The organism is Bradyrhizobium sp. USDA 4451 (assembly GCF_054822585.1).
In genome coordinates this window covers 7,193,688-7,219,280 of the sequence record NZ_JBTRCH010000001.1, presented here as the reverse complement: position 1 = coordinate 7,219,280, position 25,593 = coordinate 7,193,688, and the positions used below count along the sequence as shown (strand labels likewise).

Annotated in this window: 27 protein-coding genes and 1 pseudogene; 9 read left to right on the top strand and 19 right to left on the bottom strand. The window is 64.4% G+C overall.

Annotated elements, in window-relative coordinates; genetic code table 11:
* Nucleotides 1-159: 159 nt before the first annotated feature.
* Nucleotides 160-405, bottom strand: a complete 246-nt coding sequence (locus tag ACVMB0_RS33855; RefSeq protein WP_461348964.1) for a hypothetical protein — start codon at nt 403-405, stop codon at nt 160-162.
* Between the two features lie 218 nt (nt 406-623).
* Between ACVMB0_RS33855 and ACVMB0_RS33850 the strand changes: the two genes are divergently transcribed.
* The gene (locus ACVMB0_RS33850) at nt 624-1,022 is read left to right on the top strand and encodes an EF-hand domain-containing protein (protein ID WP_456756480.1); all 399 of its coding nucleotides are present in this window, start codon (nt 624-626) and stop codon (nt 1,020-1,022) included.
* A 342-nt stretch (nt 1,023-1,364) separates the two neighbouring features.
* Nucleotides 1,365-1,445, top strand: coding sequence for a pyrroloquinoline quinone precursor peptide PqqA (gene pqqA, locus ACVMB0_RS33845; RefSeq protein WP_009031067.1), 81 nt, complete (start codon nt 1,365-1,367; stop codon nt 1,443-1,445).
* A 259-nt stretch (nt 1,446-1,704) separates the two neighbouring features.
* On the opposite strand, the gene ACVMB0_RS33840 is transcribed toward pqqA, so the two are convergent.
* Nucleotides 1,705-4,833, bottom strand: a complete 3,129-nt coding sequence (locus ACVMB0_RS33840) for an efflux RND transporter permease subunit (RefSeq protein WP_461348963.1) — start codon at nt 4,831-4,833, stop codon at nt 1,705-1,707.
* Nucleotides 4,826-5,845: an efflux RND transporter periplasmic adaptor subunit gene (locus ACVMB0_RS33835; protein ID WP_461348962.1), complete on the bottom strand. Its 1,020-nt coding sequence runs from the start codon at nt 5,843-5,845 to the stop codon at nt 4,826-4,828. The genes ACVMB0_RS33840 and ACVMB0_RS33835 overlap by 8 nt, the downstream gene beginning before the upstream one ends.
* Before the next feature lie 259 nt (nt 5,846-6,104).
* On the opposite strand from ACVMB0_RS33835, the gene ACVMB0_RS33830 reads away from it, so the two are divergent.
* Nucleotides 6,105-6,341 carry a hypothetical protein gene (locus ACVMB0_RS33830; RefSeq protein WP_456753517.1) on the top strand — a complete coding sequence of 79 codons (237 nt, stop codon included), beginning with the start codon at nt 6,105-6,107 and terminating at the stop codon, nt 6,339-6,341.
* Between the two features lie 4 nt (nt 6,342-6,345).
* On the opposite strand, the gene ACVMB0_RS33825 is transcribed toward ACVMB0_RS33830, so the two are convergent.
* From ACVMB0_RS33825 to ACVMB0_RS33810, 4 genes are read right to left on the bottom strand one after another with little or no spacing between them, the layout of a single operon-like run.
* A complete protein-coding gene (locus tag ACVMB0_RS33825) occupies nt 6,346-6,699 on the bottom strand; it encodes a hypothetical protein (protein ID WP_461348961.1) in 354 nt (117 codons plus the stop codon).
* A 41-nt stretch (nt 6,700-6,740) separates the two neighbouring features.
* The gene (locus tag ACVMB0_RS33820) at nt 6,741-7,451 is read right to left on the bottom strand and encodes an ABC transporter ATP-binding protein (protein WP_461348960.1); all 711 of its coding nucleotides are present in this window, start codon (nt 7,449-7,451) and stop codon (nt 6,741-6,743) included.
* Nucleotides 7,441-8,178, bottom strand: a complete 738-nt coding sequence (locus ACVMB0_RS33815) for an ABC transporter permease (RefSeq protein ID WP_456753520.1) — start codon at nt 8,176-8,178, stop codon at nt 7,441-7,443. Before ACVMB0_RS33815 ends, ACVMB0_RS33820 begins: the two co-directional genes overlap by 11 nt.
* Nucleotides 8,179-8,180: 2 nt before the next feature.
* Complete coding sequence (locus ACVMB0_RS33810) at nt 8,181-9,113, bottom strand: ABC transporter substrate-binding protein (protein ID WP_456756481.1); 933 nt, start codon at nt 9,111-9,113, stop codon at nt 8,181-8,183.
* 149 nt (nt 9,114-9,262) lie between these two features.
* Here ACVMB0_RS33810 and ACVMB0_RS33805 point away from each other — a divergent pair, with 149 nt between their 5' ends.
* Complete coding sequence (locus ACVMB0_RS33805) at nt 9,263-9,604, top strand: hypothetical protein (RefSeq protein WP_456753521.1); 342 nt, start codon at nt 9,263-9,265, stop codon at nt 9,602-9,604.
* Between the two features lie 41 nt (nt 9,605-9,645).
* Here the strand turns inward: ACVMB0_RS33805 and ACVMB0_RS33800 are convergent, their stop codons facing one another.
* Nucleotides 9,646-10,470, bottom strand: a complete 825-nt coding sequence (locus ACVMB0_RS33800; RefSeq protein WP_456753522.1) for a quinoprotein dehydrogenase-associated SoxYZ-like carrier — start codon at nt 10,468-10,470, stop codon at nt 9,646-9,648.
* Nucleotides 10,471-10,514: 44 nt separating this feature from the next.
* The gene (locus ACVMB0_RS33795; RefSeq protein WP_461348959.1) at nt 10,515-11,441 is read right to left on the bottom strand and encodes a quinoprotein relay system zinc metallohydrolase 2; all 927 of its coding nucleotides are present in this window, start codon (nt 11,439-11,441) and stop codon (nt 10,515-10,517) included.
* Nucleotides 11,442-11,608: 167 nt separating this feature from the next.
* Between ACVMB0_RS33795 and ACVMB0_RS33790 the strand changes: the two genes are divergently transcribed.
* Both ACVMB0_RS33790 and ACVMB0_RS33785 read left to right on the top strand, forming a co-directional pair.
* Nucleotides 11,609-12,490, top strand: a complete 882-nt coding sequence (locus tag ACVMB0_RS33790; RefSeq protein WP_461348958.1) for a substrate-binding domain-containing protein — start codon at nt 11,609-11,611, stop codon at nt 12,488-12,490.
* On the top strand, nt 12,487-13,041 hold the full coding sequence (locus ACVMB0_RS33785) for a PQQ-dependent catabolism-associated CXXCW motif protein (protein ID WP_461348957.1): 555 nt from the start codon (nt 12,487-12,489) through the stop codon (nt 13,039-13,041). The genes ACVMB0_RS33790 and ACVMB0_RS33785 overlap by 4 nt, the downstream gene beginning before the upstream one ends.
* A gap of 24 nt (nt 13,042-13,065) precedes the next feature.
* Here ACVMB0_RS33785 and ACVMB0_RS33780 read toward each other — a convergent pair whose 3' ends face one another.
* From ACVMB0_RS33780 to ACVMB0_RS33755, 6 genes are all read right to left on the bottom strand, one after another.
* Nucleotides 13,066-13,362 (bottom strand): copper-binding protein, encoded by a 297-nt coding sequence (locus ACVMB0_RS33780; RefSeq protein WP_461348956.1) that lies wholly within the window; start codon nt 13,360-13,362, stop codon nt 13,066-13,068.
* Between the two features lie 120 nt (nt 13,363-13,482).
* Nucleotides 13,483-14,100, bottom strand: a complete 618-nt coding sequence (locus tag ACVMB0_RS33775; protein WP_461348955.1) for a hypothetical protein — start codon at nt 14,098-14,100, stop codon at nt 13,483-13,485.
* A complete protein-coding gene (locus tag ACVMB0_RS33770) occupies nt 14,097-14,945 on the bottom strand; it encodes an ABC transporter permease (RefSeq protein ID WP_461348954.1) in 849 nt (282 codons plus the stop codon). The genes ACVMB0_RS33775 and ACVMB0_RS33770 overlap by 4 nt, the downstream gene beginning before the upstream one ends.
* The gene (locus ACVMB0_RS33765; RefSeq protein WP_461348953.1) at nt 14,942-15,757 is read right to left on the bottom strand and encodes an ABC transporter ATP-binding protein; all 816 of its coding nucleotides are present in this window, start codon (nt 15,755-15,757) and stop codon (nt 14,942-14,944) included. The genes ACVMB0_RS33770 and ACVMB0_RS33765 overlap by 4 nt, the downstream gene beginning before the upstream one ends.
* A complete protein-coding gene (locus tag ACVMB0_RS33760; RefSeq protein ID WP_461348952.1) occupies nt 15,754-16,731 on the bottom strand; it encodes a YVTN family beta-propeller repeat protein in 978 nt (325 codons plus the stop codon). Before ACVMB0_RS33760 ends, ACVMB0_RS33765 begins: the two co-directional genes overlap by 4 nt.
* 5 nt (nt 16,732-16,736) lie before the next feature.
* Nucleotides 16,737-17,918 (bottom strand): ABC transporter substrate-binding protein, encoded by a 1,182-nt coding sequence (locus tag ACVMB0_RS33755; RefSeq protein ID WP_461348951.1) that lies wholly within the window; start codon nt 17,916-17,918, stop codon nt 16,737-16,739.
* Between the two features lie 187 nt (nt 17,919-18,105).
* On the opposite strand from ACVMB0_RS33755, the gene ACVMB0_RS33750 reads away from it, so the two are divergent.
* Nucleotides 18,106-18,618 (top strand): DUF3280 domain-containing protein, encoded by a 513-nt coding sequence (locus ACVMB0_RS33750; protein WP_461348950.1) that lies wholly within the window; start codon nt 18,106-18,108, stop codon nt 18,616-18,618.
* Nucleotides 18,619-18,800: 182 nt separating this feature from the next.
* Here the strand turns inward: ACVMB0_RS33750 and fghA are convergent, their stop codons facing one another.
* On the bottom strand, nt 18,801-19,646 hold the full coding sequence (gene fghA / locus ACVMB0_RS33745; RefSeq protein WP_461348949.1) for an S-formylglutathione hydrolase: 846 nt from the start codon (nt 19,644-19,646) through the stop codon (nt 18,801-18,803).
* A gap of 24 nt (nt 19,647-19,670) precedes the next feature.
* The gene (locus tag ACVMB0_RS33740; RefSeq protein WP_456753534.1) at nt 19,671-20,291 is read right to left on the bottom strand and encodes a response regulator; all 621 of its coding nucleotides are present in this window, start codon (nt 20,289-20,291) and stop codon (nt 19,671-19,673) included.
* A gap of 194 nt (nt 20,292-20,485) precedes the next feature.
* On the opposite strand from ACVMB0_RS33740, the gene ACVMB0_RS33735 reads away from it, so the two are divergent.
* The gene (locus ACVMB0_RS33735; RefSeq protein ID WP_456753535.1) at nt 20,486-21,850 is read left to right on the top strand and encodes a histidine kinase; all 1,365 of its coding nucleotides are present in this window, start codon (nt 20,486-20,488) and stop codon (nt 21,848-21,850) included.
* Here ACVMB0_RS33735 and ACVMB0_RS33730 read toward each other — a convergent pair.
* Nucleotides 21,847-22,267 (bottom strand): annotated as a pseudogene (locus ACVMB0_RS33730) (YkvA family protein). The gene ACVMB0_RS33735 and the pseudogene ACVMB0_RS33730 sit on opposite strands and share 4 nt — an antisense overlap.
* Nucleotides 22,268-22,292: 25 nt before the next feature.
* Nucleotides 22,293-23,267: a helix-turn-helix domain-containing protein gene (locus ACVMB0_RS33725; protein ID WP_456753537.1), complete on the bottom strand. Its 975-nt coding sequence runs from the start codon at nt 23,265-23,267 to the stop codon at nt 22,293-22,295.
* Nucleotides 23,268-23,688: 421 nt separating this feature from the next.
* Between ACVMB0_RS33725 and xoxF5 the strand changes: the two genes are divergently transcribed.
* Entirely contained in the window at nt 23,689-25,494 is a 1,806-nt protein-coding gene (xoxF5, locus tag ACVMB0_RS33720) for a lanthanide-dependent methanol dehydrogenase XoxF5 (RefSeq protein ID WP_456753538.1), read from the top strand.
* Nucleotides 25,495-25,593: the final 99 nt, after the last annotated feature.

The following is a 25,593-nucleotide window of genomic DNA, read 5'->3' as shown; positions in this document are numbered from 1 at the left end:
CCAAAACGGGTCAATACGAAAACGTGAACGAACCCCAGCCAAGCTCGAGAGGCTGGTTGAGCTCGTCAGGTTTTTCGCAAATGCGTCCGTGGCTTACCGTCGTGTGGAATACTCAACACCAGGCGGGACCGTCGCTATGTCGCAGTGCGAAGCGTTCGATCAGCTTGACGGCGCACGCGGACACGCGCTCGGCCGCGGCTTGGTGCCGCGCTTGTCCGGCGGCACATTGCAGTTGTCGATGCGCTGCTCGTCGGTCCATTTGCGCCCGAGCCGCTCCTTGCCGGTGAGGGTGCGATGCTGGATCGCATCCGTTGTCGGGGCGGGGGCCGCGTTCTGCGCGGACACCGGCGCGATCAGGATCAGTGCTACGAGTGAGCCCAATGTGGTCCTGTCAATCTCGCTCATGGGGTCGCCTCGCTGATCCCCGGTGCAATGCAATCTGCCGAATGCCAGACATGATCCGTGAGACAATCGCTTTCCACCCGAAACCCGACACGGTCTGCCGCCTCCTTGACGGGTAGGCAGCTTCGTCGGAACTGCTATGGTGGGTTCGACGCAGGGCAGGCTCCGTTTCTTGTCTTGACGGGAGTCTCGGCAGGAGCGGCTCTCAAGGGAGACCTATGATGATTTCGCGCCGATCGCTTGCTTTGAGTTTGGCCATGGCCGCCCTCGCGGGCCCCGCATTGGCGGCATCCGGCAGTCGCAACGCGCTGAAGATGCTCGACCCCGACAATGACGGCACGGTCGATCTTGCCGAAGCGAAGAAGGCTGCCGCCGATTTGTTCGCGAAGCTCGATCCCGATCATGACGGCACGCTCGACGTGCGCGAGTTGCACGGACGGCTCACCGCGAAAGAACTCAAGATGGCTGATCCGGATCACGACGGCACCTTGACGCTCGACGAATACCTCGCGGTGGTCGAGCAGCGCTTCAAGGCCGCCGATCCCGACAGTGACGGAACGCTGGACGCGAAAGAGCTGAAGTCGCGGGCCGGCCGGGCCCTGCTGCGTCTGCTTAAATAGCCGCGTTGCCGGCGAGTCCGGCTGGGCGGATCCCGGATATCGATGCTGGATTCCGCGCATAACAAAAAAAGTTGCGATTTCGCTCTTGGGCAAGACCGGCGCGGCGCAATCGGGTTTGCTTATCGATGCGCCGCTGCCCGGCAGCCGGAAAATGCCTGACAGATCAGTGTCGGGATTTCCCGGCCGTCTCAAGGCCGGGCAGGCGTCAGCGAGCCGTCGCCCGTGTCGGCATGTCCAGCAGCGAAGTCGGGTTCCGACCAGCCCAGCTTGCGCCCTGGAAAAGTCAGTCTTAGCTTGCCGCGCGGCGCGAGGCTTGCGCCAACTTTTACTTGGGAGAAGGAAATGGCCTGGAAAACACCGAAGATCGTCGAAGTGCCGGTGGGCATGGAAATCAACATGTACGCCTGCGCAGCGCGCAAGTAACATCACCTGACGACCTGCCGCGGCTTCGATGGCATACGCAGTGGAGGCCGTGGCAGTGTCGGCGGGTCTTTCGATCCCCGGGCGCCTGTCGAATAGACCGCGCCGGCGCGCAAAGCTGGTCTGAACCGGCTTCGGCGATCCCGCCAAAAAGAAATCGCTCAACCGTCATTGCCCGATCGCGCTGGCCAATGCCTGACCCGCGCGGTTCGCTGCTTGTGTAGCGAAACCGGGTCCAGCTCGTCACGCGCCTTGCACGTGTTCAGGCGCGGCTCTTGAAGCGCGCATATCGAAGCGCGAGGGTCGGCAGTACCAGCAGACTAAGCGCCATCGACGTCATCAGGCCCCCCAGGATCACGATCGCCATTGGGCCCTCGATCTCGCGTCCCGGTTCTCCCGCGCCGATCGCCAGCGGCAGCAATCCGAGGCCGGTCACGAGCGACGTCATCAGGATCGGGACGAGCCGATCGGCTGCGCCCTCGATCACGGTATCCAGTCCCCACACGCGACCGTCGACCAGCACAAGGTGCTCGTAGTGCGAGATCATGAGGATGGAGTTGCGCAGCGTGATTCCGAACAGCGTGACGAAGCCGACCATCGATCCCAGTGAAAGCAGGCCGCCGGTCAGCGCCAATGCGAACACGCCGCCGACAAAGGCGAACGGCAGGTTGATCAGGACCAGCAATAAATTTCGCCAATGGCCGGTCACCATCGCGAGCAGAACGACGATGCCTGTCCCGGCCAGCAAGGAGTTGACGATGAGATCGTGTCGCGACCGGGCCTGAGCCTCGGCCGCCCCGGCAAATTCCACACGGGCGCCGGCCGGCAGCGTGACCTCGCGGGCCAGCTTGCGTTTGGCGGCGGCCACGAAGGATTCGAGATCGCGTCCGCTGACGTTGGCCGTCACGGTCTGAACGCGCTGCGCATTGAGATGCTGGATCTGATAGCGGCCCGACGTCTCGTAGACGTCGGCGATCTGCTTCAGCTGGATGTAGGCGCCGCTCGGCGTGCGCACCGGCAGGTCACCGATCTGGGTGAGCCGGGCGCGGTCGTGCGCGTCGAGGATCACGATGACATTGAAGACGGCATTGCCTTCGTAGCCCTGGCCGACGACGTCGCCCTGATAGGCGGTCCGAATCAGTTCGAGCACTTCGACCGCGTCGAGCCCCCAGCGTTGCAGGTCAGTCGGGCGCAGCGTCACGTTGACCTGCGGCATACCTGATGGGGTTCGTTGCTGGACGTCGGCGGCACCGCCGACTTCATCCAGTTCTCGCGCGGCGTCGCGCGCCGCGCGCTCGAGCGCATCGAGATCGGGTCCGTAGATGTTGACCACCACCGCCGCGCTGAAGCCGGAGACGGTCTCCTCGACGCGTTCCGTCAGATAGGTCTTGCTCGAGAAGGAGACCCCGGGGAAGTCGGCAAGCGCGGCCCTGATGCGCGCTTCTGCCGCGGATTGTGCCTTACCCGAGAGCCCCGGCTCCAGGTCGACCTCGAACTCGCTGGAATGCGGACCGACCGTGTCGATGCCGGCTTCGGCCCGGCCGGCATGCTGCGCCACCCGGCGTACACCCGGGATTTTCAGCAGCGTATCCGTCATCAGCTTGCCGATGCGAAGCGATTCGTCGAGCGAGGTGCCGGGAATCGCGGAGACGTGCAGGATCAGATGGCCTTCCCGCAGATCCGGCAGGAACGTCCCGCCGAAGAAAGGCAGCATCGCCGCGCCGGCGATCGTCAAAGCGGCGGCCGACGTCATCACCAGCTTCGGGTAACGGCCGATACGGCGCAGCAAGGCCTGGTAGTAGCGACGAGACCACCGCACCGCAGGCGGTTCATGCAGGCGCCGGTCGCCGGTCTTCCCGACGAGGAGTAGCATGGAGAGCGCCGGCGTCACCGTAAGCGCGACCGCGAGCGAGGCGAGCACGGCGAAGATGTAGGCGATGCCCAGCGGTCCGAACAGGCGGCCGGCAATGCCGGGGAGCGTCAGGATCGGGAGGAAGACCAGCAGCACCGCAAATGTCGCATAGGCAACGGCGGTACGCACTTCGAGGAAGGCGTCGAGCACGACGCGAACCTCGGATCTCGGCACCATTGCCCGGCGGTTTTCACGCAAGCGGCGCACGACATTCTCGACGCCGATCACGGCGTCATCGACGACTTCGCCGATCGCGATTGCAAGGCCGCCCAGCGTCATGGTGTTGAGCGTTTCACCCATCCATTGCAGCGCGAGCACGGCCGCGATCAACGACAGGGGGATGGCCGTGCAGCTGATGATCGAGGTGCGCCAGTCGAACAGAAATAGAAAGAGAACGACGACCACGAGCACGCCGCCGATCAACAGGGCGTTGAGCACGTTCTCGGTCGCCGCGTCGATGAAATTGGCAGGTCGGAAGATGTCCGCCTGGAGTCGAACTCCGTCGGCTTCAAGGCCCGGTCGCAGCTCTTGCAGCGCGGCTTCGGTGCGCGTGGTGACCTCTCGTGTATTGGCGCCGTATTGCTGGCTCACCATGAGCATGATGCCCGGCACGCCGTCGATCAGGGCGGCCCCGACCGGCGGCTCGGGCGCGGTCACGACGGTCGCAACGTCGCCGAGAACCACGCTAGCACCGCCTTCGTGCAGAAGCACGGTGCGGGCCAGCTGCTCGGGCGTCAGAGACTGGCCCTGGGTTTGCAGCGTGATGCGCTGATTGGCGGTATCGATGAAGCCGGCGCCCCGCACGCCGGTGGCCTTGCGCGCGGCGGCCAGTACATCATTCAGGCCGACCTTGAACCGGATCAGGTCGTCGGGGCGGACCTGCACTTGCAGAGACCTGACATCCTTGCCGTAGGTGGCGACCTGGGCGACGCCCGGTACGGCCAGAAGCCGTCTTGATACGGTCCAGTCCGCAATGGTGCGCAGATCCATCAGCGAGCGCTTGTCGGACGTCAGGCCGATGACCAGCACCGTGCCGGCCAGCGGGGTCAAGGGCGTCATCGACGGCGGCTGCACGCCCTGCGGCAGCCGCGCGGCCACCACCGCGAGACGCTCCGTCACCAATTGCCGCGCCCGGTAGATATCGCTACCCGGCTGGAAGATGACCGTCACCACCGAGAGGCCCTGGATCGACGACGAGCGCAGGCTTTCGACGCCGGCCAGGCCGTTGATCGACGTTTCGATCGGTTGGGTGACCAGAAGCTCGACATGCTCCGGGCTGAGGCCGGGGGCTTCGGTCTGGATCGTAACCTGAGGCGGAGCGAATTCGGGGAAGACGCCGTATTTGGCTTCGCCGAGCGTGAACAGGCCATAGCCCAGCAGCGCCAACGACAGCGCGAGCACGATGCCGCGGAAGCGGATGGCGAACGCGACAAGAGCGGCTTGCGGCCCTGACCTGTTGGCGCCGATGCCGTCAGTCATTGTCATCGCCGCCCCGAAGCTGGCTCTTGGCCTCCTCGGACAGCAAGACCTGCGCGCCCCGCATCACGATTTCGGATCCCGACGGGATATCCCGGACGACGTAGTCGTCATCCGAGACCGGCTGATCGGTGCTGATCGGAAGCCGCCGGAAGCTGTCGGAGCTCACGCGCAGGTAAACCCAGGATCGGCCCTGCCATCGCACGATCGCGGTATCTTCGATGAACACGCCCTCATACGTGTTGCCGGACGGCACATAGACTGTCGTGTTCATGCCGGGCAACAGGCCGCTGTCGCCCGGCGCCGAGAAGAAATAACTCAGTCCCTGAACGCGGGGGTCGGTGCGTGTTGCCGGCGAGACGTACTGAAGATCGATATTCGCATTTCGTGTCGGCGCCTGCGCCAGAGCCGTTCCAGGAGTCCCGGTGACGCTCACGCCGGGCGGCAGCGTCACCTGGACCAGAAACTGATCGCGCTCGATCAGCCTGACAACGGCGGGCGAGCGCTCGACGATGCCGCGGCCGATCACCGGCCCCCATTCCTGCTGCGCCGTCGCCGCCAGCGTCCGGAGCTGCGATTCCGCGGCGGCAAGCGCGGCCTTGTCGGTCCGCAACGTTCCCTCCGCAGCTTCGGCTTCCTTTCTCGGCAGCGCGGCGGAGTCGACCAGGTTCTTGGTCCGGTCGAACGCGCTCTTCGCGACTTCGAGCTTGGCCTGCGCGGTCTGGAGCTGCGCCTGTGCGTTGGCGTAGCTGTTGGTGAGCTCGGTGATGCGGGAGATGTCCAGCACGGCGCCGTATGCGTGGAATTGCTCGGGATGCGGAGCGGCTTCCAGAACCGCGGTTTCGAGTCCGATCTGTCCCTGCTGGCTGGGCGTCAGCTTGACCACGGCCTGGTCGCTGTTTGCGGTGCGGGAGGGCTCGGTACGGCCCGAATCCGATTTGTCCGGTTGCGGCTCCGCAGCAGCACGCCGGACTTGACCCGTGAGAGGCCAAGCGCCTGCGGCGAGCGCCAGCAAGCACACAGCGATCGCGGCGCCACGCCAGGAGGTTTCCGTAAGAGCCATCAGCCTGTTAGCAGTTGTGGGGAACCAGCTTATTGACGAAATGAACTGGCGGCAAGGCGCCGGTCTTGCGGCTGCCGGCTCGGACCAGGTCGACGTTCTAGCGGGGCCGTGACCGCCTGGTTCCGCTCGATCTCGCACGGCGTTGAAACTTCCGGCTGCTGCGGGCGTAGCGCTTATGTTATCTTTTGACGACGCCCGCGAGGTTTCATGCATGAACCCGATTGATCTGATTGTCACTGTATGTGCCGTGCTGTCGCCCGCCACCTGCGAGGAGCAGCATCTGGTGTTCAACTGGAGCGGCTCGCTGCAGCAATGCGCCATGGCCGCGCCGCCGTACATCGCGCAATGGGTCGGCGAACATCCGAAATGGACTGCGGTGCGATGGCGCTGCGAATATCCGCACACCAATGATCGTGCGAGCACGGGCGGCGAACCGCCGGCCGGCTAGCTCCTTATTTGTTGCAATCCCTGAGATCCTTGTCGGAAACCGAAAAAACGGCGTCCGCCTTGATCTCGATGTCGCGGGCGACGCACTGCTTGCCGCCGCTGTAGCCGACCTTGGCATCGTAGCGGCCAGGCTCCACGCCGGTAATGCGCAGGCGCTCGTCGTGGTCGACTTCCTTGTCCTTGTCGTTCAGCGTCTGGTTGGGCCCCCACTCATTCTTGCCGGCCGGCGACAGCTCGAAGCTCGAGATCGTCGCGCTGGTCAGATTCCACAGCCGAATGCCCTTGCCCTTGCTTTGGGCGAGCACGGTTGCCGGCAGCACCAGCAACGCAACACCAACAGCGATCAACGCACGCGACATCCGATCTCTCCCTACCGTTTCTGTCCAAGGATGACGGCGTCTCACATATTTGCAAGGTCCAACTGTGAGAGCTGCCGCTTGATGTCGCCGATCTCGGCCTCGCCGCGCACAGCGCGCGGCGCGGCGATGGTTTCGACGTGAAGGATCCGCGCCGGCCGCGGCGACAGGAAGAACAGGCGGTCGCCGAGGCGGACGGCATCGTCGAGATCGTGGGTGACCAGCAGCGTCATCATCTTCCGGCTGGCCACCAGCGTAGCGATCTGGTCGCGCAGCCGCCCCGCCAGCGCATTGTCGAGCGAGGCCAGCGGCTCGTCGAGGATCAGGAAATCCGGTTCGATGGCGAAGGCGCGCGCCAGCGCGACGCGGCGCGCGAGGCCGAGCGACAACTCGCCGGGAAAGTGGTTGCTGTGCGCGCCCAGTTCGAGCACTTCGAACAGCGCGCATAGCGTGCCGGCATCGACATCAGGTGCAGCGAGCCGCACGTTCTCCTCGACGGTGCGCCAGGGCAATAGCCGCGGCTCCTGGAACACCATGCCAAGGCGCATGCCGGGCGAGCGCGTGACGTGGCCCTGGTAGTTGCCATCGAGTCCGGCGAGGATCCGGAGCAGGGTGCTCTTGCCGCAGCCGGATGGGCCGAACAGCACGCCAACCTCGCCGGCGTTCAAGGTGAAGGTGATGGTGTCGAGCACGTCGTGCCGCTTGCCGGCTGCGCTCGCAAAACTCTTGCCTGAAATATTGACCTCAAGCTGCACGGAGCCGCCACCGGGTTAGCCTGGTTTCAAACGGCTGCACCATCAGGGTCTCGATGATGAGCACGACGCCGGCAAAGCTCAGCGAATAGGCGAGCAGCAGGGGAATGTCGAACAGCTGGAAGGCGACACCGATCTCGAAGCCGACGCCGTTGGGGCGGCCGAGATATTCGGCGACCAGCACGATCTTCCAGACCAGCGAGAGCCCGGAGCGCGCCGCCGCCGCGATATAGGGTGCAAGCTGCGGCAGGACCACATGCCGGAAGGCGCGGCCGCGCGGAATGGCGAAGGCGGTCGCCATCTCGTCGAGCGCGGGATCGAGCGCGCGGGCGCCCTCGCGGAGCGTGACGACGGCGGTCGGCAGCTTGTTGATGGCGATCGCCGCGATCGCCGCGACCTCGGTCAAGCCGGCCCAGATATAGGCCAGCACGATGACGACGAGCGCCGGCAAATTGAGCAGAAGGATCAGCCAGGGATCGCCGAGGCGATTGGCGAGCGAGACGCGGCCCATCAGATAGCCGATCGCCGAGCCGAGTGCCATTGCAAGCGTGAAGGCCAGCGCGACACGGGCGAGCGTTGCGCCGAGATTGACGAACAACGCCCCCGATCGTGCCTCGGCTGCGAGCACCGACAGCACCGCCGGTGGGGCCGGCAGCTTGGCATCGCCGATCACGAGCGAGGCAATCCACCAGGTCGCGATGAACAGTGCGAAGGACAATAGACGCAGCACCGCTAGTCTCCCGGGATCGCTTGGTAGAACGTGCCGGGATCGAGTTCGGTCGCGGTGCCGACCAGATCACGCCCGCCGAGTTGCGCCAGCACCCGGTACAGCACGCGTGCATCGGCTTCTTCGTCCGCGATCGGACGCCGCGGGATCCCCTCGCGGTAGCGGTCTCGGTAGGCGTGCAGCGTCGCCGGATCCTGCGCGCCGGTCAGTGGCGCGATGGTGTCCCATTCGGCATCCGAGGTCGCCAGAATCTCTTTCGCGGCACGCGTCACGGCGATGAAGCGGGCCACCAGGTCCTTGTTGGCGTTGGCCCAGGTTTCGTCGAAGACATAGCCGATCATCGCGATGCGGCCCTTGCTGCCCAGCTTTTTCAGCACGTCTTCCATGCCGGCAAGACGGCGAAAACCCCTGGCTTCAAGCGCGGCGCAGAAATTCCAGTAGTTGAGCGTCGCGTCCATCTCACCGTCGAGGGTCTTGGCGGCGAGCAGCGGCGGCGCGCCGTAGACGATGCTCGCCTGCGACTTCAGGTCGACGCCGTCCTGCTTCAATGCGGCCTGCAGCAGCAGCCAGTTCTTGTCGATCGCGCCGCCGGCAACCGCAAGCTTCCGCCCCTTGAGGTCGGCGAGCGTCTTGAGCGGCGAGGCGGCCGGGACCATCACGGCGCCCAGCGCGCTCGAATAGGGATAGAATTGCAGCCTGGCGCCGAGCGAGCGCTCGCGCGACACCCAGGGCCAGTCCGACACCATCACGTCGGCCGTGCCGGAGCGCAGCGCGATCTTGCCGGCCTCGGGGCTGGCGAGCTCGACGACGTCGATCGACAGATTGGCCTTCTTGTCGAGACCGTGGGAGCGAATGACGGCCAGTTCCCAGGCCAGCGTTCCGGTCTTCTGCGCTGCAACGCGGACGGTCTCCGCATTGCACGAGGTGCCGAACTGCATGACCGCCAGAACTGCCGCAGCCAACACCGTGCGTACAGAGATGATCATCGTTTCTTGCGCCACTTCCCCGAATGTTTTCTTTTCTGATCAATCTCCATAGCATAGCTTGCGGAAAGAGAAGAGGAAGCAGGACCATGGCAGGAGCTGGCATGCTACGACCGATTGTCGCCGTCCTGGCGCTCGCCGGTACCGCCATCGGCGTGCGGGCCCAGGAGATCAATGACTATCCGACCTCGGCGCGGGCGGAATATGTGTTCGGCTGCATGAAGGCCAATGGCGAATCCCGGCAGTCGATCGAGCAATGTTCCTGCTCGATCGATGTGGTCGCCTCGATCATCCCCTATGACCGCTACGTCACCGCCGAGACCGTGCTGAGCATGGCGCAGGTGCGCGGCAATCTGGGCGGTCAGTTCCGCTCCTCGGAGCAGGCCGCCAATGCGCTCAACGACCTCAGGCGCGCGCAGGCCGAGGCTGAAGTCAGGTGCTTCTGAAGTCAGGTGCTTCTAAAGTCTATCGGCAGATAGCGGGCAGGTCAGGTCCCGGGATTCTCGACCTTCCATTCGTGCTCGAAGACGTGCCCTTCGGTGTCCTTGGCTTCGGCGCGGAAACGCTTGGCGCCATTCGAGACGTAGGTGAAGCGGATATTGGGATCCTCGGAAATCGAGATGCCGCCCTCCATCGCCAGCACCGGGCTGTCGTCCTGCCAGATGTGCAGCTCGTTGACGAAGAAGGCCGGGATATAGAGCTGCGTGACCTGGTCCATCTGCAGGCCTGAATTGTTCGGATGCCCGATCATGATCTGGGCGTCCCGCGTGCTGCTCGCCGGCCCCTGTTCGGATCTGGTGAATTGCCGGTAGCGCATCTGGCCAAGCCGGTTGTTTGCTTCCTCGACATTCTTGCCGGCCGGTGCCGAGCAGCCGCCGGAGGCTTTGACATAGACCTTGCTGACATAGAGCTTTCCGTCGCTGAGCTCCGCGACGGCGTGAACGTTGGTGTAGTTGTTGACCCGGACGCGGGTCGAGATCTCGGTGACGTTGGCGTCCGGTCCAAGCGTGAACCTGGCGGCCATCGGCGCCGGGTTCTCGTCGATCACGAGCGTGATCGCGACGACGCGGCGACTGTCGCTGGGCTGAAGCTTGCTGCGCAGCGTCACCGGCACGATCGCGGCATCTTCCGCCCGCGACGGCATCTCGATGCCGATGACGTCGTTGCCGTCATTCATCGGGCGGTTGCTGAAGATGTCCTGGACCAGGCCCGGCCAGGGATCATAGGTCTCTGCCGCGGACGCAGCCGGTGTGCCCAGCGCGATCGTGAAGAGGCTGGCGATGCAGAGCAGGCGGGCGCGATGTCCGGTCATGTTCGCGAGATCCTGTGCGAGCCGCGTCATTATAGGACCAACGGCTACTCCCATTCAATTTCCGAAAATGCTGCAGTTGCGTTGCGGGCGTTGTAATCGTCGAACAACTGCCAGCGCGGCCGCTCGGCCTCCGCTGCATGCTCGGCCGCGGCCGTGATCGGCTTGCCGCTCTTGACCAGGGCGCGAACGTCCGCGGCCAGCGTCTCAAGATAACGCCGCTCGTCGGCGAGCCCCGCAGGCCAGGCGCTCACGGGTCCGTGACCGGGAACCACGCGCTCGGCGGGAATGGCCGCGAGGTCGTCGAGCGCACGCAGCCAGCCCTTGAGGCTGCCGTCGACCACGGGAATGTGGACCAGGAACACCATGTCGCCCGCGAACAGGGTGCTGGTCTGCGCGTCGAAGACGGTGAGGTCGTTGTCGCTATGGGCAGGCGGCCAGGCCTTCAAGGTCAGGCTTCGTCCGCCGAGGTCGAGCTGAAGCGTGTCCTCGACCAGCACGGTCGGCGGAATGATCTTCACCTCGGCGATCAAGGCGTCGCCCATCGTCCGGCGAAAGCCGTCGAGATAGAATTGCCCGCGTGCCGCCAGCGCGCGGGGCAGCATCTTATGGCCGACGAAACGGGTCCCGTCACCGACGAACGCCGCGTTGCCGAAACTGTGGTCCGGATGCGCGTGGGTGTTGATCACGTAGCGGATCGGCTTGTCGGTGTGACTGCGGACCGCGGCGAGCAATTGCCGGCCTTCGCGAACGCTGCCGCCGGTATCGACGACCGCAACCGCGCTGTCGCCGATCACGAATCCGATATTGGCGATGGCGCCTTCATTCTCGCGCGTCATCAAGGAGGTGACCCCGCTGTGAACGAAGATTCCGCGCGCGACTTCGCTCACAGGCAATTCCGCCTCTTGCGCCCACGCTATGGTCGGCGTCCAAAGCACCAGGAGCAGCGCAAGCACCGATCCGCCATGAACCATGTTTCCGCCTCAGTTTCTCCGGAGCGCGCGATCGATGTCGCCGCGCGCCAGTGTGCGCTGCAGCAAGCAACGCGGCGCAATCGCGATGATTATTCCTGTTGCACGTCATGGTGCGCCGGGCAATTGGTGGATCGCGGCGATCGATCCGATCACGAGGAGACGACGTAATGAGAATTGTCGGATGCCGTCCTGTTCTGCTCGCGCTTGCCGGCCTGATCGCAAGCCTCGCCGGCGGCGATATCTCGCGCGCGCAGATCAATGATCAGGGCGAACTCTCGATCGAGCTGGTCGACGCCAAGGTGCTGCGCATTTGCGCCGATCCGCGCAACCTGCCGTTCTCGAACGAGAAGGGCGAGGGGTTTGAGAACAAGATCGGCGAGCTGTTTGCCGAGAAGCTGCAGAAGAAGCTCGACTACATGTTCTTTCCGCAGGCGACCGGCTTCGTGCGGATGACGCTCGCGGCGCATCGCTGCGACGTGATCATGGGCTTTCCGCAGGGCGATGACCTCGCCCAAGGCACCAATCCGTATTACCGCACGGCCTATGCGCTGGTGACCAAGGCGGGCGGCGAGCTCGATCAGGTCACGACGCTCGAGGACGAGCGGCTGAAGGGCAAGCATATCGGCATCGTTGCGGGAACGCCGCCCGCCACCAACATGGCCGCCGCCGGCCTGATGGGCAATGCGAAGCCCTATCCGCTGATGATCGACACCCGCTACGATTCGTCGGCCCAGGCCATGATGGACGATCTCGCCAAGGGCGAGATCGATGCCGGCATCCTGTGGGGACCGATGGCGGGCTTCTATGCCAAGAAGGCGAACCCGCCGCTGCACATTACGCCGCTGGTGAAGGAGACGACCGGACCGAAGCTGGTCTATCGCATCGGCATGGGCGTGCGCGGGTCCGATCAGAACTGGAAGCGGCAGCTCAACCGCCTGATCCAGGAGAACCAGCCGGCGATCAACAAGATCCTGCTCGATTACGGCGTGCCGCTGCTCGACGAGAACGACCGTCCGATCGGTCCGGAGAGCGCGACCAAGTCGCCATGATCCGCCTCGCGGCGATGCTTGCGGTGATGTTGGTCGCCGCTTCGCCTGTCCGCGCGCAGGACCCGCCTCCAGAGCCGGAAGGCTATCGCACCGAGGATTACCGTGCGCCAGTGCCGACATCGCTTGCCGGCGCACGCGTGCTCACGACTGCGGAGGCGGAAGCGATCTGGCGCGACAAATCAGGCGCTTTCGTCGACGTGCTGCCGCGCGCACCGAAGCCGAACCTTCCCGCCGGCACGGTGTGGCGCGAGCGGCCGCATCTCAACATCCCCGGCAGCATCTGGCTGCCCGACACCGGCTACGGCAAGCTCGCCGCATCGACCGAAGATTATCTGCGACGCGGTCTGGTCCGCGCCTCCGGCGGCGACACGGCAAAATTGCTCGTGATCTACTGCCAGGAGAGTTGCTGGATGTCGTGGAACGCGGCCAAGCGCGTGCTGTCCTACGGCTACCGCAACGTGGCGTGGTATCCGGAGGGGACCGACGGCTGGGGGCGCGCCAAATTGCCGCTGGCGGAATCGGAGCCCGAGCCGCGCGAGGGCGAGCATTGAGCCCGTCCTCACACGTCGTCCCGGTTATTTTTGCTTGTCGAGCTTGTTGATGGTCTTGCCGCCGTCGTTGTCTGAGGTGGTGAACGTCACCTTGTCGCCGGCGTGGAAGTCCTCCAGCGACAATCCCTTGGGTACCTTGTATTCTTGCATCGCGCCGCCGGCTGCGCCCACCGTTCCGCTTTGCGTCTGCTGGAGCGAGATGGTTCCGCTCAATCGGTCAATCTTGGTGACGATTCCGGTCATCGGTTGCTGGGCCAAAGCCGCTGAGGTGATCAGGCTCGCGGCGGCGAGGCTGGTCATGACGATCTTGGCTGCTCTCATCGAGGTCTCCCAACTTCAGATATAGTTGGAGTCAACGAGCGGCGAGCGCAGTTGGTTCCGCAACAGCGCGGCCCAAAAGAGCGCGTCGGGATGCGTATCTGTGATCACCGGGGGCAAGCCTTAGTCCAGCTCCTGCTGGATGGTGCGGCTGAGCGCAAACAGCCGCTGATCGATGGCGGTCGGCACCTCGCAGACGAATTTCACCACGCGCCCGCGGTCTTCGAAGATCCGCGTCTCCCAGACCAGCTGATTGCCGAGCTCGTCGACCTTGGCCTGGTCCGGCGGGGTGGCGTCCTGCAGCTTTTGCAGCGCGAGCGTATCGTCGCGGATCTTTTCCGCGGCCTCGCGCTGCTTGCGCATCACGCGCTCGAGCCCGTTCATGACCGAGGCGCGCTGGCCGTTGAGCGTATCGAACAGGCCCGCGAACAGCAGCTTTCCGGCATTGGCCTTGTCGGCCGCGGAGGCTTGCAGGAACTCGGTGATCTCCTTCTGCGCGTCCTCCAGCGGAACGCGGCGCGCAGCAAGCTTGGTTGCGAGCGCGCTGACCTTCGGATCGTCCCGCCATTTGGTCTCGGCATCGCCGAGCGGCGGGCCGGCCCACACCGCGGCGAGCGAGATTTCCGGCACCTTGGCCTGTTGGCAGGGCCAGTCCGGATAACGCGGGTCGGCAGCCGATGCGCCCTGGTTCGACAGAACCATCGCGAGCAGCGCGCCCAGTGCCATGCGCCAGATCGTCATGCCTCGCCTCCGCCGGGACCGCGGCGCACCAGGCCGCGCGATGGATCGTAAGCCAGGATCGCGCCGATCATGAACACCACCGTGCAGCCGCCGACCACCGCGAGGGAGACCCAGTTCATCTTGCCGTACAGCGCAAACCGGATCAGCTCCACCGCATGGGTGAACGGATTGCACTGGCAGACATAATACAGCATCGGGCTGCCTTCCTGCACCCGCCAGAGCGGGTAGAGGGCCGACGATGCGAAGAACATCGGGAAGATGACAAAGTTCATCACACCGGCGAAGTTTTCGAGCTGCTTGATGCTGGCCGAGATCAGCATGCCCAAGGCGCCGAGCATCAGGCCCGACAGCACCAGCGCCGGCAGCACCGTGAGATAGCCGACGGTCGGCGGCGTGATGTCCCAGAACCAGGCGATCAGCAGGAAGGCGTAGACCTGGAGCAGCGAGACGGCCGTGCCGGCGAGCAGCTTGCAGAACAGCAGATAGCCGCGCGGCAGCGGGCTGACCAGCAACGTCCGCATGTTGCCCATCTCGCGGTCATAGACCATCGACAGCGAGGATTGCATGCCGTTGAACAGCTGGATCATCGCCATCAGGCCGGGCGCGATATAGACCTCATAGAGGATGTAGGTCTCATAGGGCGGTATGATCGAGATGCCGAGCACCTGGCGGAAGCCGGCGGCGAAGATGAACAGCCAGACCAGCGGCCTGACCAGCGCCGAGACGAAGCGCTCGCGCTGATGCAGGAAACGCAGCGCTTCGCGCCACACGATGCCGTTCAGGCAGACGATGTATTGCGACAGCGAGAAGCCGCTGCGCTCGGGCGTGACCGTCGTGCTGCTCATGTGGGCGGCTTTCCGGTGAGGGTTGCCGTTCCGGTCAGGCGCATGAACGCGGTGTTGACGTCCTGGGCGCCGGCATCGGCGATCACGCGCGCCATCGGCCCGTGCGCCAGCATCCGGCCCTGATGCAGCACCACGAGGTCGTCGCCCGGCATGATCTCGTCGAACAGATGCGTCGCCCACAGCACGCCGATGCCCTGTTCGGTGACGAGCTGGCGGACATGGTCGAGGATGTCGGCGCGCGCCTTGACATCGAGCCCGACGGTGGCCTCGTCGAGTAGCAGCAGCCGCGGCCGATGCAGCAGCGCGCGGGCGATCTCGAGCCGCCGCATCTGCCCCCCCGAGAGATCGCGCACCTTGCTGCCGGCGCGGTCGGCAAGCCCGATGCGCGTGAGCACCTCGGCGCTGCGCAGCCGCGCCTCGCGCCGCGAGATGCCGTGCAGCGCGGCGTGATAGAGCAGGTTTTGCGTCAGCGAGAGATCGAGATCGAGCGTGCGCGGCTGGAACACGACACCCATCAGCCGCAGCGCTTCACCCGGTGTCCGGCTGATGTCGTGGCCGAAGATCTTGATCTGGCCGTTCTGGATGCCGAACAGCCGCGTCACCAGTGAGAACAACGTGCTCTTGCCGGCGCCATTGAGGCCCAGCAGCGCGGTGAAGCTTGCCGGCTGAACCGTGAAATTGACGTCGATCAGGGCGCGTCGCGGACCGTAGCTGTGGCTGACATTGCCGATCGACAGTGCCGGCTGCACCGCCGCTACAGGGCCTGTATCCGGCGACGGCTGGCTCGCGATATGGGCGTCGGTTGCGGTCATGGCTGCGCGATCGTGATCCCCCAGGGCAGTTCGCCGACCTGAATGGTCTTGATCACCTTCTGGGATGCGACATCGATCACCGAGACGTCGTTGGAGACGCCGTTGGTGACCATCAGATATTTCTCGTCCGGCGTGAAATCCATGTGCCAGACCCGCTGGCCGACCAGGAGATATTTGAGCACCTTGTGGGTCGCGCCGTCGACGACCGCGACGCGGTTGGCGGGTCCGAGCGCGACGAACGCGGTCTTGCCGTCCTTGGTCATGCCGATGCCGACCGGCTGGATCGCCTCGTTGCGCAGGCCTGGGATCTCGAAGGTGATCTTGCCGATGACCTCGTGCTTGACCGGATCGATGATCGACACCGTGCCGCCGATCTCGGAGGATACCCACAATTCGGAGCCGTCGCGCTTGAACTGGGCGAAACGGGGCCGCGAATCGACCAGCACATTGGCGACGATCTGGCGCGTCGACGTATCGATGAAATGCGCCATGTTGGTGGTCTCGGACGTGTTGATCAGGATCTTGCCGTCCGGGCTGATCGTCATGCCCTCAGGCTCGACGCCGACCTGGATGTCGCCGATCCGGGCGCGCTTCTCGAGATCGATCACGGTGACCGTGTTGTCGTTCTCGTTGGCGACATACATGGTCTTGCCGGCCGCATCCTGGGTGAACAGTTCCGGGTCGGGGCCGGAGGGCAGGGTGTCGACGATCTCCTGGGTCTTGGTGTCGATCACCTGGATGGTGTCGTCGTCGCCGACCGCGACCATGACGAACTTGCCGTCGCGCGAGAACTCGATGCCGCGCGGCCGCTGGCCGACCTTGATGGTCTTTGTCACCGTCCAGCTGGTGGTGTCGATCACCGTGACGGTGTTGCCCTTTTCGTTGGAGACATAGGCAACGAAGGCGGACGCCGGTGTCGCGGCAAGCCAAACGAGCATCCCGGTCAACAGACAGCGGCGCCACATACGTTTCATCTCCCTCACTGCAGCTTGCACTTCGTTTCGGGCCGGTCAACTCCGAGCGTGTCGAGCTCGGAGACCTGGTGCAGGAAACCTTCCTGCGGCGAGACCGAAACGACCATACGACCATCGGCCAGCAGGATCGGCTGACGGAGCTGCCAATTCCAGTCGCGCAGGGTCAACCGCGTGCCCTTGAACGCGGCGATCGAGAAATCCTTGCCCTTGAGGAAGGCGGTGACCTTCTTGGGATCGCCCGAATTGGTGCGCGAGGTGGCTTCACCGATCATGCGGGCTGCGGTCCAGGCCTGCATGTCGAGCGCCGTCATGCGGCGCATGTTCAGCTTGACGAAGCGGTTCTGAATCTGGACCGCGCCCCATTGGTCATGTGCCGCGTCCCAGCTGGTCGGCACCAGGCCGGCCGAGCCCGCCACGGGCCGCGGGTCCCAGGTCCGGTAGGGCAGGTAGTTCGCGAACACCTCGCTCTCGTCTGCCGCGACGAGCACGTCGTAGGCCGGCGCCTGCTGGGTGAACACCGGCATCTGGCGCTGGATCAGCGTCACGCCGGAGTCGGTGCGGCGGGCGCCGCCGGTATCCTCGAAGGTCCGCTCCTGGACGATCTTGGCGCCGAAACGCGTGGCGGCGCGGCGCAGCGCATCGGCGTAGAGCTTGTCCTGATCATGCGAGCCGGTCACCAGCAGCCAGCGTTTCCACTGCTTCCATACCAGGTACTGGCCGAGCGCGTCCGCCAGCATCGAGCGGGTCGGCGCGACATGGATGACGTTGGCGCGGCAGTCCTGCTCGCGCAGCCGGTCGTCGATCGCACCCGCGTTCAGCAGCACGGTGCCGCGATCGCGCAATGCGTCGGCGACCTTGAGCAGGGCATCGGCGGGCAGATCGGTGATGATGTAGTCGTTGCGGCCGGCGAGATCGGCCGCGGCCTTGGCGACATCGTCGCTGTCCTTGACCTTGACCTCGTCGAGCGTGAAGCGCTGGTTGAGGAACTTGCCGGTCGTATTGTTGTCCTCGATCGCAAGCCGCGCGCCGGCGATGCCGTCATTGTCGGCCGGTTGCTCGACCAGCGAGAGCGTCGATTTGACGCCGGCATGGCCGAGATAGCCGATATGGATCTCGACGGGATCAGCCGCCAGCGCTCCGGTCGCCATCATGCTGAGCGCGATCGTGCCGATCAGCCATCGGAACATAACTCCTCCCGCAGTCTTTCCTCACTCGGCATGGCACTGTCGAAAGCTTCCGCTTTTCTGGCCAAGCGTTGATGTGCAAGATGCCGGAATTGGCCTGGCTTGCAACCCCGCTTTTTGTCGTTGCAAGGTTACATATTCGATTGGTTCACAATCATGAGATCAGGCTTTGCATGAGATCAGGGTTTGCATGAGATCAGCGTTCGTCGTCGTATCTTTGCTGGTGATGTCTGCGGGGGTCCGCGCCGAGCCGCCCAAGCTTGCGGTGTTCGACCTCGAGATGATCGATACAAGCCTGCAAGGGGAAGTGAACGGGCCGCGGACCGACGAGCAGGCACGGCTGCTGCGGGCCGGCGATCAGGTCCGCAAGGAGCTTGCGGACTCCGGCAAGTTCCGTGTGCTCGATATCGCGCCCGTCAATGTTGCGGCGCACGGCAGCAATCTTCAGGCCTGCGGCGGCTGCGACGTGAAGCTGGCCGGCGAGCTCGGCGCTGACCTTGCGATGACCGGCGTGGTGCAGAAGGTCTCCAACCTGATCCTCAACATCAATCTCTATCTGCGCGACGTGCACACCGGGCAATTGGTGGCGGCCGCGAGCGCCGACATGCGCGGCAACACCGACGAATCCTGGTCGCGGGCCACCGATTACCTCGTGCGCAACCGCCTGCTCGCGCCGAACTACGGCCTGCCGCAGGCCCGATAGATCAGCCCTTCGCTCGCAATAGCGTTGATGGAGCGACACCAGTTTAGCCCCGTGACCCTGAGGAGCGCGCCCTTGCGCGCGTCTCGAAGGGTCGACGGCCACCAGCCGGGCCGTGCATCCTTCGAGACGCCGCTGCGCGGCTCCTCAGGATGACGGATACTCACACTTCGCGCGGGGAACGCTCAAGCCTTCAGCCGTGCGGCGTGCCAGCGCAGGTGATCGGCCATGAAGGTCGAGATGAAGTAGTAGCTGTGGTCGTAGTCCGGCTGACGCCGCAGGGTGAGCGGGATGCCGGCCTTCTCGCAGGCGACTTTCAACAGCTCGGGCCGCAGCTGCTCGGCAAGGAAGCCGTCGGCATCGCCGTAATCGACCAGCAGGTCGGAGAAGCGGGCGCCGTCCTCGATCAGCGCGACCGCGTCGTGCTTGCGCCATGCCTGTTTGTTGTTGCCGAGATAGCCGCCGAGCGCCTTGTTGCCCCACGGCACCTGCGACGGCGCCACGATCGGCGCAAACGCGCTGGCCGCGCGATAGCGATCGGGATAGGTCAACGCGACCGTCAGCGCCCCATGGCCGCCCATGGAGTGACCGAGGATCGATTGCCGCGTCGTGTCGACCGGGAAATGCTCGGCGATCAGCTTGGGCAATTCCTCGGTGACGTAGCTCCACATCCGGTAATTGGTCGCGAACGGCGGTTCGGTCGCATCGACATAGAAGCCTGCGCCGAGGCCGAAATCATATGCATTGGCGGGATCGCCGGGAACGCCTTCGCCGCGCGGGCTGGTGTCGGGCGCAACGAAGATCAGGCCGAGCTCGGCGCAGGCCTGGCGGAATTCACCCTTCTCGGTGACGTTGGCGTGGGTGCAGGTCAGGCCTGAGAGATAGGTGACCACAGGCAATTTGGCGCCGGCCGCGTGTTCCGGGACGAACACCGAGAAGGTCATGTCGGTCTTGGTCTCGCGGCTCGGATGGCGGTAAACACCTTGCGTACCGCCATGCGACTTGTTCTGGGAAACCGTCTGCATTGCCATATTCCTCTCGGTTGGAGTGCAGCGTCAGGCGACGCCACTCTCGATCGCCAGGCGCACCAGCTCGGCCGACGTGCGCACGCCAAGCTTCTGGCGCATGATCGATGACGTGTTCGCGACCGTCTTGTATGACGAATGCACCAGCCAGGCGATCTCCGACAGGCTCTTGCCGGAACTGAGCAGGCGCAGGATCTCCATCTCGCGCGAGGTCAGCTTGGACAGCGGGTTTTGCGCAAAGCCCGGCCGCGCAAACGCGACGTTGCGTGCGATCGCCGGCGGCAGATAGACGCCGCCATTGCCGACTTCGCGCACCGCCTCGACCAGATCGTTGGGATCGCCGGTTTTCGAGACGTAGCCCTTGGCGCCGATGTCGATGGCGCGGGCGGCGAACACCGGGTCGTCGTTCATGCTGAACATGATGAGGCGTGCGGATGCATCGCGCGTCAGGATGCGGCGCGCCAGCTCGAAGCCGGAGACAGTCGGCAGGTTGATGTCGATCACGCAGAGATCGGGTTTGTCTGCGACAAACGCGCGCTCGCCGCTTTCGGCATCCGCGGCTTCGAGCAGGGTGATCCCGGGATCGTCGGCGAACACGGTGCGGCAACCGGAGGCAACGATGGGATGATCATCAACGATCAGAATGCGCATGGCGTTGTTCCGGCGACCTGCTTCTGTTCACTCATCGTCTCATCGGCTCATCACATCGGCTTGCACGAAGAACACCTCGGTTCCGGCCGGTTGTGCACCTCGCATGGGATTGCGATAGGGTGCGATTAGATAGCCGGGCAAATTTGGCTGTCAACGATCCTCTCGGAGGAGGGATCGCGGTCGGGGGCAACGTCATGTGGCAAAAGCTATCCTTGCGCGCACGGATCAACCTGCTGCTGGCGCTGATCTTGGCGCTTGGGCTGGGCATCAATATTGCGCGGCTCGTGCTCGAAGCAGGTCCGCGCGTCCAGGCCGAGGACCAGAGCGTGATCCGGCTGGCGCGCGAGTTCGTCGCGACGATCGTGGCCGGTCTCGACGAGGCACCGGACCCCGATGCGCGGCTCGACCAGATCGTCCAGGACCTGAGCCGGCTGCGTCACGTCAGCATCACGCGACAGGATGGCGCGACCGCCAAGTCCACCGAACGGCCCGAGGACGCGGATGGCTTGCGCGCCGCGCCGGAATGGTTCGTCGCGCTGGTCCATCCCGAGCAGACCTCGGTGCGGGTACCGATCTCGGTTCACGGCAAGCCGCAATCGCTTGTCATCACTTCGCATCCGGACGATGAAATCGCCGAGATCTGGGATGGCATCGTCACCCAGCTCGAGGTGGGCTCCGCGATCGCGGTGGCGCTGCTGCTGGTCACCATGCTGGTGGTCGGCCGCGCGCTGGCGCCGCTGGAGGCGCTGTCGCAGGCCATGACCGGCATCGAGGCCGGCGATTACGACGCGCGCGTCGAGCCTGGCGGGTCGCCGGAACTGGCCGCGATCTGTGCCAAACTGAACCATCTGGCGGCGACACTGGGCGAAGCCGTGGACAGCAAGCGGCTGCTGGCCGAACGCGCGGTGTCGCTGCAGGATTCCGAGCGCAAGGAAATCGCGCGCGAACTGCACGATGAGTTCGGGCCCTATCTGTTCGCCCTGCGTGCGCATGCCGGCGCGCTGACCCGGCTGGCGGAGGTCGAACAGCCCGATCCCGCGGCGCTGCGCAAGCACGGCAACGCCATCCTCGAGCAGGTCAACGCGCTGCAGCAGTTCACCCGCCGCATCCTGGAGCGATTGCGGCCGGTCGGATTGGCCGAGCTCGGACTTGCGGAGGCGCTCGGCGCGCTGGTGCGGATGTGGAGCGAAACCCACCCGGAGGTGGAGATCGACAGCAACGTATCGCCCGAGCTCGGCGATACCGGCGAGATGGCCGATCTGACGATCTATCGCATCGTCCAGGAAGCGCTCACCAACGTGTTCCGCCACGCCGGCGCGACTTCGGTCGATATCACGATCGAACCTGCGGAGCGGCAGGCGGGCGCGCGCGGCAGCCGCGGCTGCGCGCTGGTGCGGGTCCGCGACAATGGCCGCGGCTTGCTCGCCGATCACCGGCTTGGCCGCGGTTTGACCGGCATGCAGGAGCGAATCCTCGCGCTCGGCGGCACGCTCAAGATCGATTCCGCCGATGATGGTGTGACGGTCGAGGCGCTGGTGCCGAAGGCCGTGCGCGCTTAGCCCGGTGACCGCGGCCAATAGGTGAAGGCGGCCCATGCCAGCGCCAATGCGCCGGCGATCCAGAGCGTGACGATCGCGATCATGCCGGCCCCGGCTGATCGGGCGCTGCAAGATGGCTGCGGCCTTGGTGCGGGATTCCGCCATGACCTCGTCCGGAATCAGCGAAAGCGCAAGCCAGATGCCGAGCGGCAGCAGGATCAGGTCGTCGAGATAGCCGAGCACCGGGATGAAATCCGGTATCAGGTCGATCGGCGAGAGCGCATAGGCCGCAATGGCGATCGCAAGGGCCTTTGCGTACCACGGTACGCGTGGATCGCGCGATGCTAGGTAGAGCGCAACGCTGTCACGCTTGAGGTTGCGCGCCCAAAGCCTGATCGAAGACAGCTTGAGTGAGGAGAGTTTGAAGGCCGACAGCATGGCGCCTGCACGCCAGACGGAAGCGCTACTCCAGCACCACATCCACCGGTATGCCGCCGTGCAGACCCTTGTGGACGGAGGAGGGCGCGATGCCGAAATACTTCCGGAAGACGCGGCTGAAATGCGAGGAGCTCGAGAAGCCCCACGAGAACGCGACATCGGTGATGGTCTTGCCGTTCTGGGATTCCAGCTCCTGCCGGCAATTCTGCAGCCGTGCCTTCCAGATGTAGTCGCTGACAGTCATGCCGCGATCGCTGAACAGCATATGCAGATAGCGCTTGGAGCAGCCCAGCGCCGCGGAAATGCGGTCGATGCAAAGATCGGGATCGCGCAGGTGCTCGCGGATGAAGCCCTGGGCCCGCACATAGGTCGCCTCGGCGCTGCCGCGATCGAACATCGCGCCGGTCTCGCGCAGCGGCAGCAGCAGCAGGTCGATCAGCGCATCGGCGACGCCGACCGCGTTGACCGGGGTCAGCGTCGGCGCCTCGCCGAACGCAGCATGGACGAAATCATAGGCGATGCGGCCGGTGCCGTTGCGCGCCGACAGCTTGCATGGCGCCATCTTGGAGAGCTGGAAGCCGCGCTCCTTGAGCAGGTCCTTTGGAACGATGACAACCTCGTGACGCGTCAGGGACGGGCTGATGATCGTATGCGGACACGACACGTCATAGGCGAAGCAGTCGCCCGGCATGATGTCGAAGTGCAGGCCGTCCTGCTCGAAATGCGAGACGCCATGGGTCTGGAAGACGATCTTGATGTAGGGATGCTCGCTCAGCTTGATCCGCGAGAGCGCATGGGCGATGCGATGCTGGCTTGCCTCGATCTGGCACAACTTCAGCCGCGACACGGTGGTGTAGTTGATCCGGCCTTCAAGCGAGGATCCTTCCAGCGCATCGACGTCGAACTGACCGCAGAGGTCAGTGAGCGCATCCGACCAGCGCTGGATCTGACGCTTGGGCGTCAATCCGTTCGTGCTGAGTGAATGGACTGTATCGGACATCTTTCCAGCCACCGATTCGATCCCCAACGTGACTGCCAACAGAGCTTAAGTCTGGTCCGGGATGATGCGCCTTCTCCCTGATTCTGAACAGCTTAGGGAGGCGACGGGACATCTTCCCGGTCAATGTCGGGTGATCCTCCGACTTAGTTCTGGGCTCGTCAAGCGCAACCTTAGCACGCGTCAAACTGGCGCTCGAATGGCGTCAGCCGCGATTGATGCCCTGCAACATGAAGCAACCCTTGCTGCCAATTCCGACCGGGGCTGGAAAAATCTCATGAAGGTTCGCTTCTGAGCAAACGGCTCTTCTCTTTTGGGCAAGTCAGCCGGATTCGATCGGACTACGACTGGGGCACCAAAATGGAAGAAGTGGGGCCGTTTCGGCGGAAACCCTTGAGCTCTTGAACCTGGGAGGAAATCCACGATGCGCAAGCTGCTATACGCGACCAGCCTTGGGGCAATGGCGGTGTTCGCCGCCGGAGCTGCCACTGCCAATGACGAACTCCACAAGATGGCGCAGAACCCGAAAGACTGGGTGATGCCGACCGGCGATTACTCCAATCAGCGTTACTCGAAGCTGAATCAGATCAACGCCCAGAACGTCGGAAAGTTGCAGGTCGCCTGGACGTTTTCGACCGGCGTGCTGCGCGGCCACGAGGGCGGCCCGCTGATCATCGGCAACATGATGTACGTCCATACGCCGTTCCCGAACAAGGTCTACGCTATTGACCTTTCGAAGGACAACCAGATCGTCTGGAAGTACGAGCCGAAGCAGGATCCGAACGTCATTCCGGTGATGTGCTGCGATACCGTCAATCGCGGCGTCGCTTACGGTGACGGCAAGATCTTCCTGCACCAGGCCGACACCACGCTGGTCGCGCTCGATGCCAAGACCGGCAAGGTGGAATGGAGCGTCAAGAACGGCGATCCGAGCAAGGGCTCGACCGGCACCTCCGCACCGATGGTGATCAAGGACAAGGTCCTGATCGGTATCTCCGGCGGCGAGTTCGGCGTGCAGGCGCATATGAGCGCCTACGACATCAAGACCGGCAAGCTGGTCTGGCGCGGCTTCTCGGAAGGTCCGGATGATCAGATCCTGGTCGACGACAAGACCACCGAGCTCGGCAAGCCGGTCGGCAAGGACTCGAGCCTGAAGACGTGGCAAGGCGATCAGTGGAAGATCGGCGGCGGCGCGACCTGGGGCTGGATCTCCTACGATCCCGAACTGAACCTCGTGTACTACGGATCGGGCAACCCCTCGACCTGGAATCCGAAGCAGCGGCCCGGCGACAACAAGTGGTCGATGACGATCTGGGCGCGCAACCCGGATACCGGCGTCGCCAAGTGGGTCTACCAGATGACGCCCCATGACGAATGGGACTATGACGGCATCAACGAGATGATCCTTTCGGATCAGTCGATCGATGGCAAGCCGCGCAAGCTCCTGACCCACTTCGATCGTAACGGCCTCGGCTACACCCTCGATCGCGCCACCGGCGAACTGCTGGTCGCCGAGAAGTACGATCCGAAGGTGAACTGGACCTCCGGCGTCGACATGAAGAAGGACTCGCCGACCTATGGTCGTCCGAAGGTTCTTGACGCAGCGTCGACCGACAAGGCCGGCGAGGACGTCAACGTCAAGGGCATCTGCCCGGCAGCGCTCGGCTCCAAGGACGAGCAGCCGGCGGCTTACTCGCCCGACACGCAGCTGTTCTACGTGCCGACCAACCACGTCTGCATGGACTACGAGCCGTTCAAGGTGAGCTACACCGCAGGTCAGCCCTATGTCGGCGCGACGTTGTCGATGTATCCGCCTCCCGGTGAGACCAACATGGGCAACTTCATCGCCTGGGACGGCAAGACCGGCAAGATCGTCTGGTCGAACAAGGAGCAGTTCTCGGTCTGGTCGGGTGCACTCGCGACTGCCGGCGGCGTGGTGTTCTACGGCACGCTGGAAGGCTACCTGAAGGCTGTCGACGCCAAGACGGGCAAGGAGCTCTACAAGTTCAAGACCCCGTCCGGCATCATCGGCAACGTCACCACCTACGAGAACAACGGCAAGCAGTATGTCGCAGTTCTGTCGGGTGTTGGCGGTTGGGCAGGCATCGGCCTCGCGGCTGGTCTGACCGATCCGACGGCCGGTCTCGGTGCAGTCGGCGGCTATGCCGCGCTGAGCAACTACACCGCGCTCGGTGGAACGCTCACCGTGTTCTCGCTGCCGCAGCAGTGAGCTGAGCGACCTCGTTCCGGCGCATGGAGCGAACTCCATGCGCCGGTCCGTCTTCAATCTGCACGCGAGGATATGCTTTTGCGTAAGATCTGGTTTGTG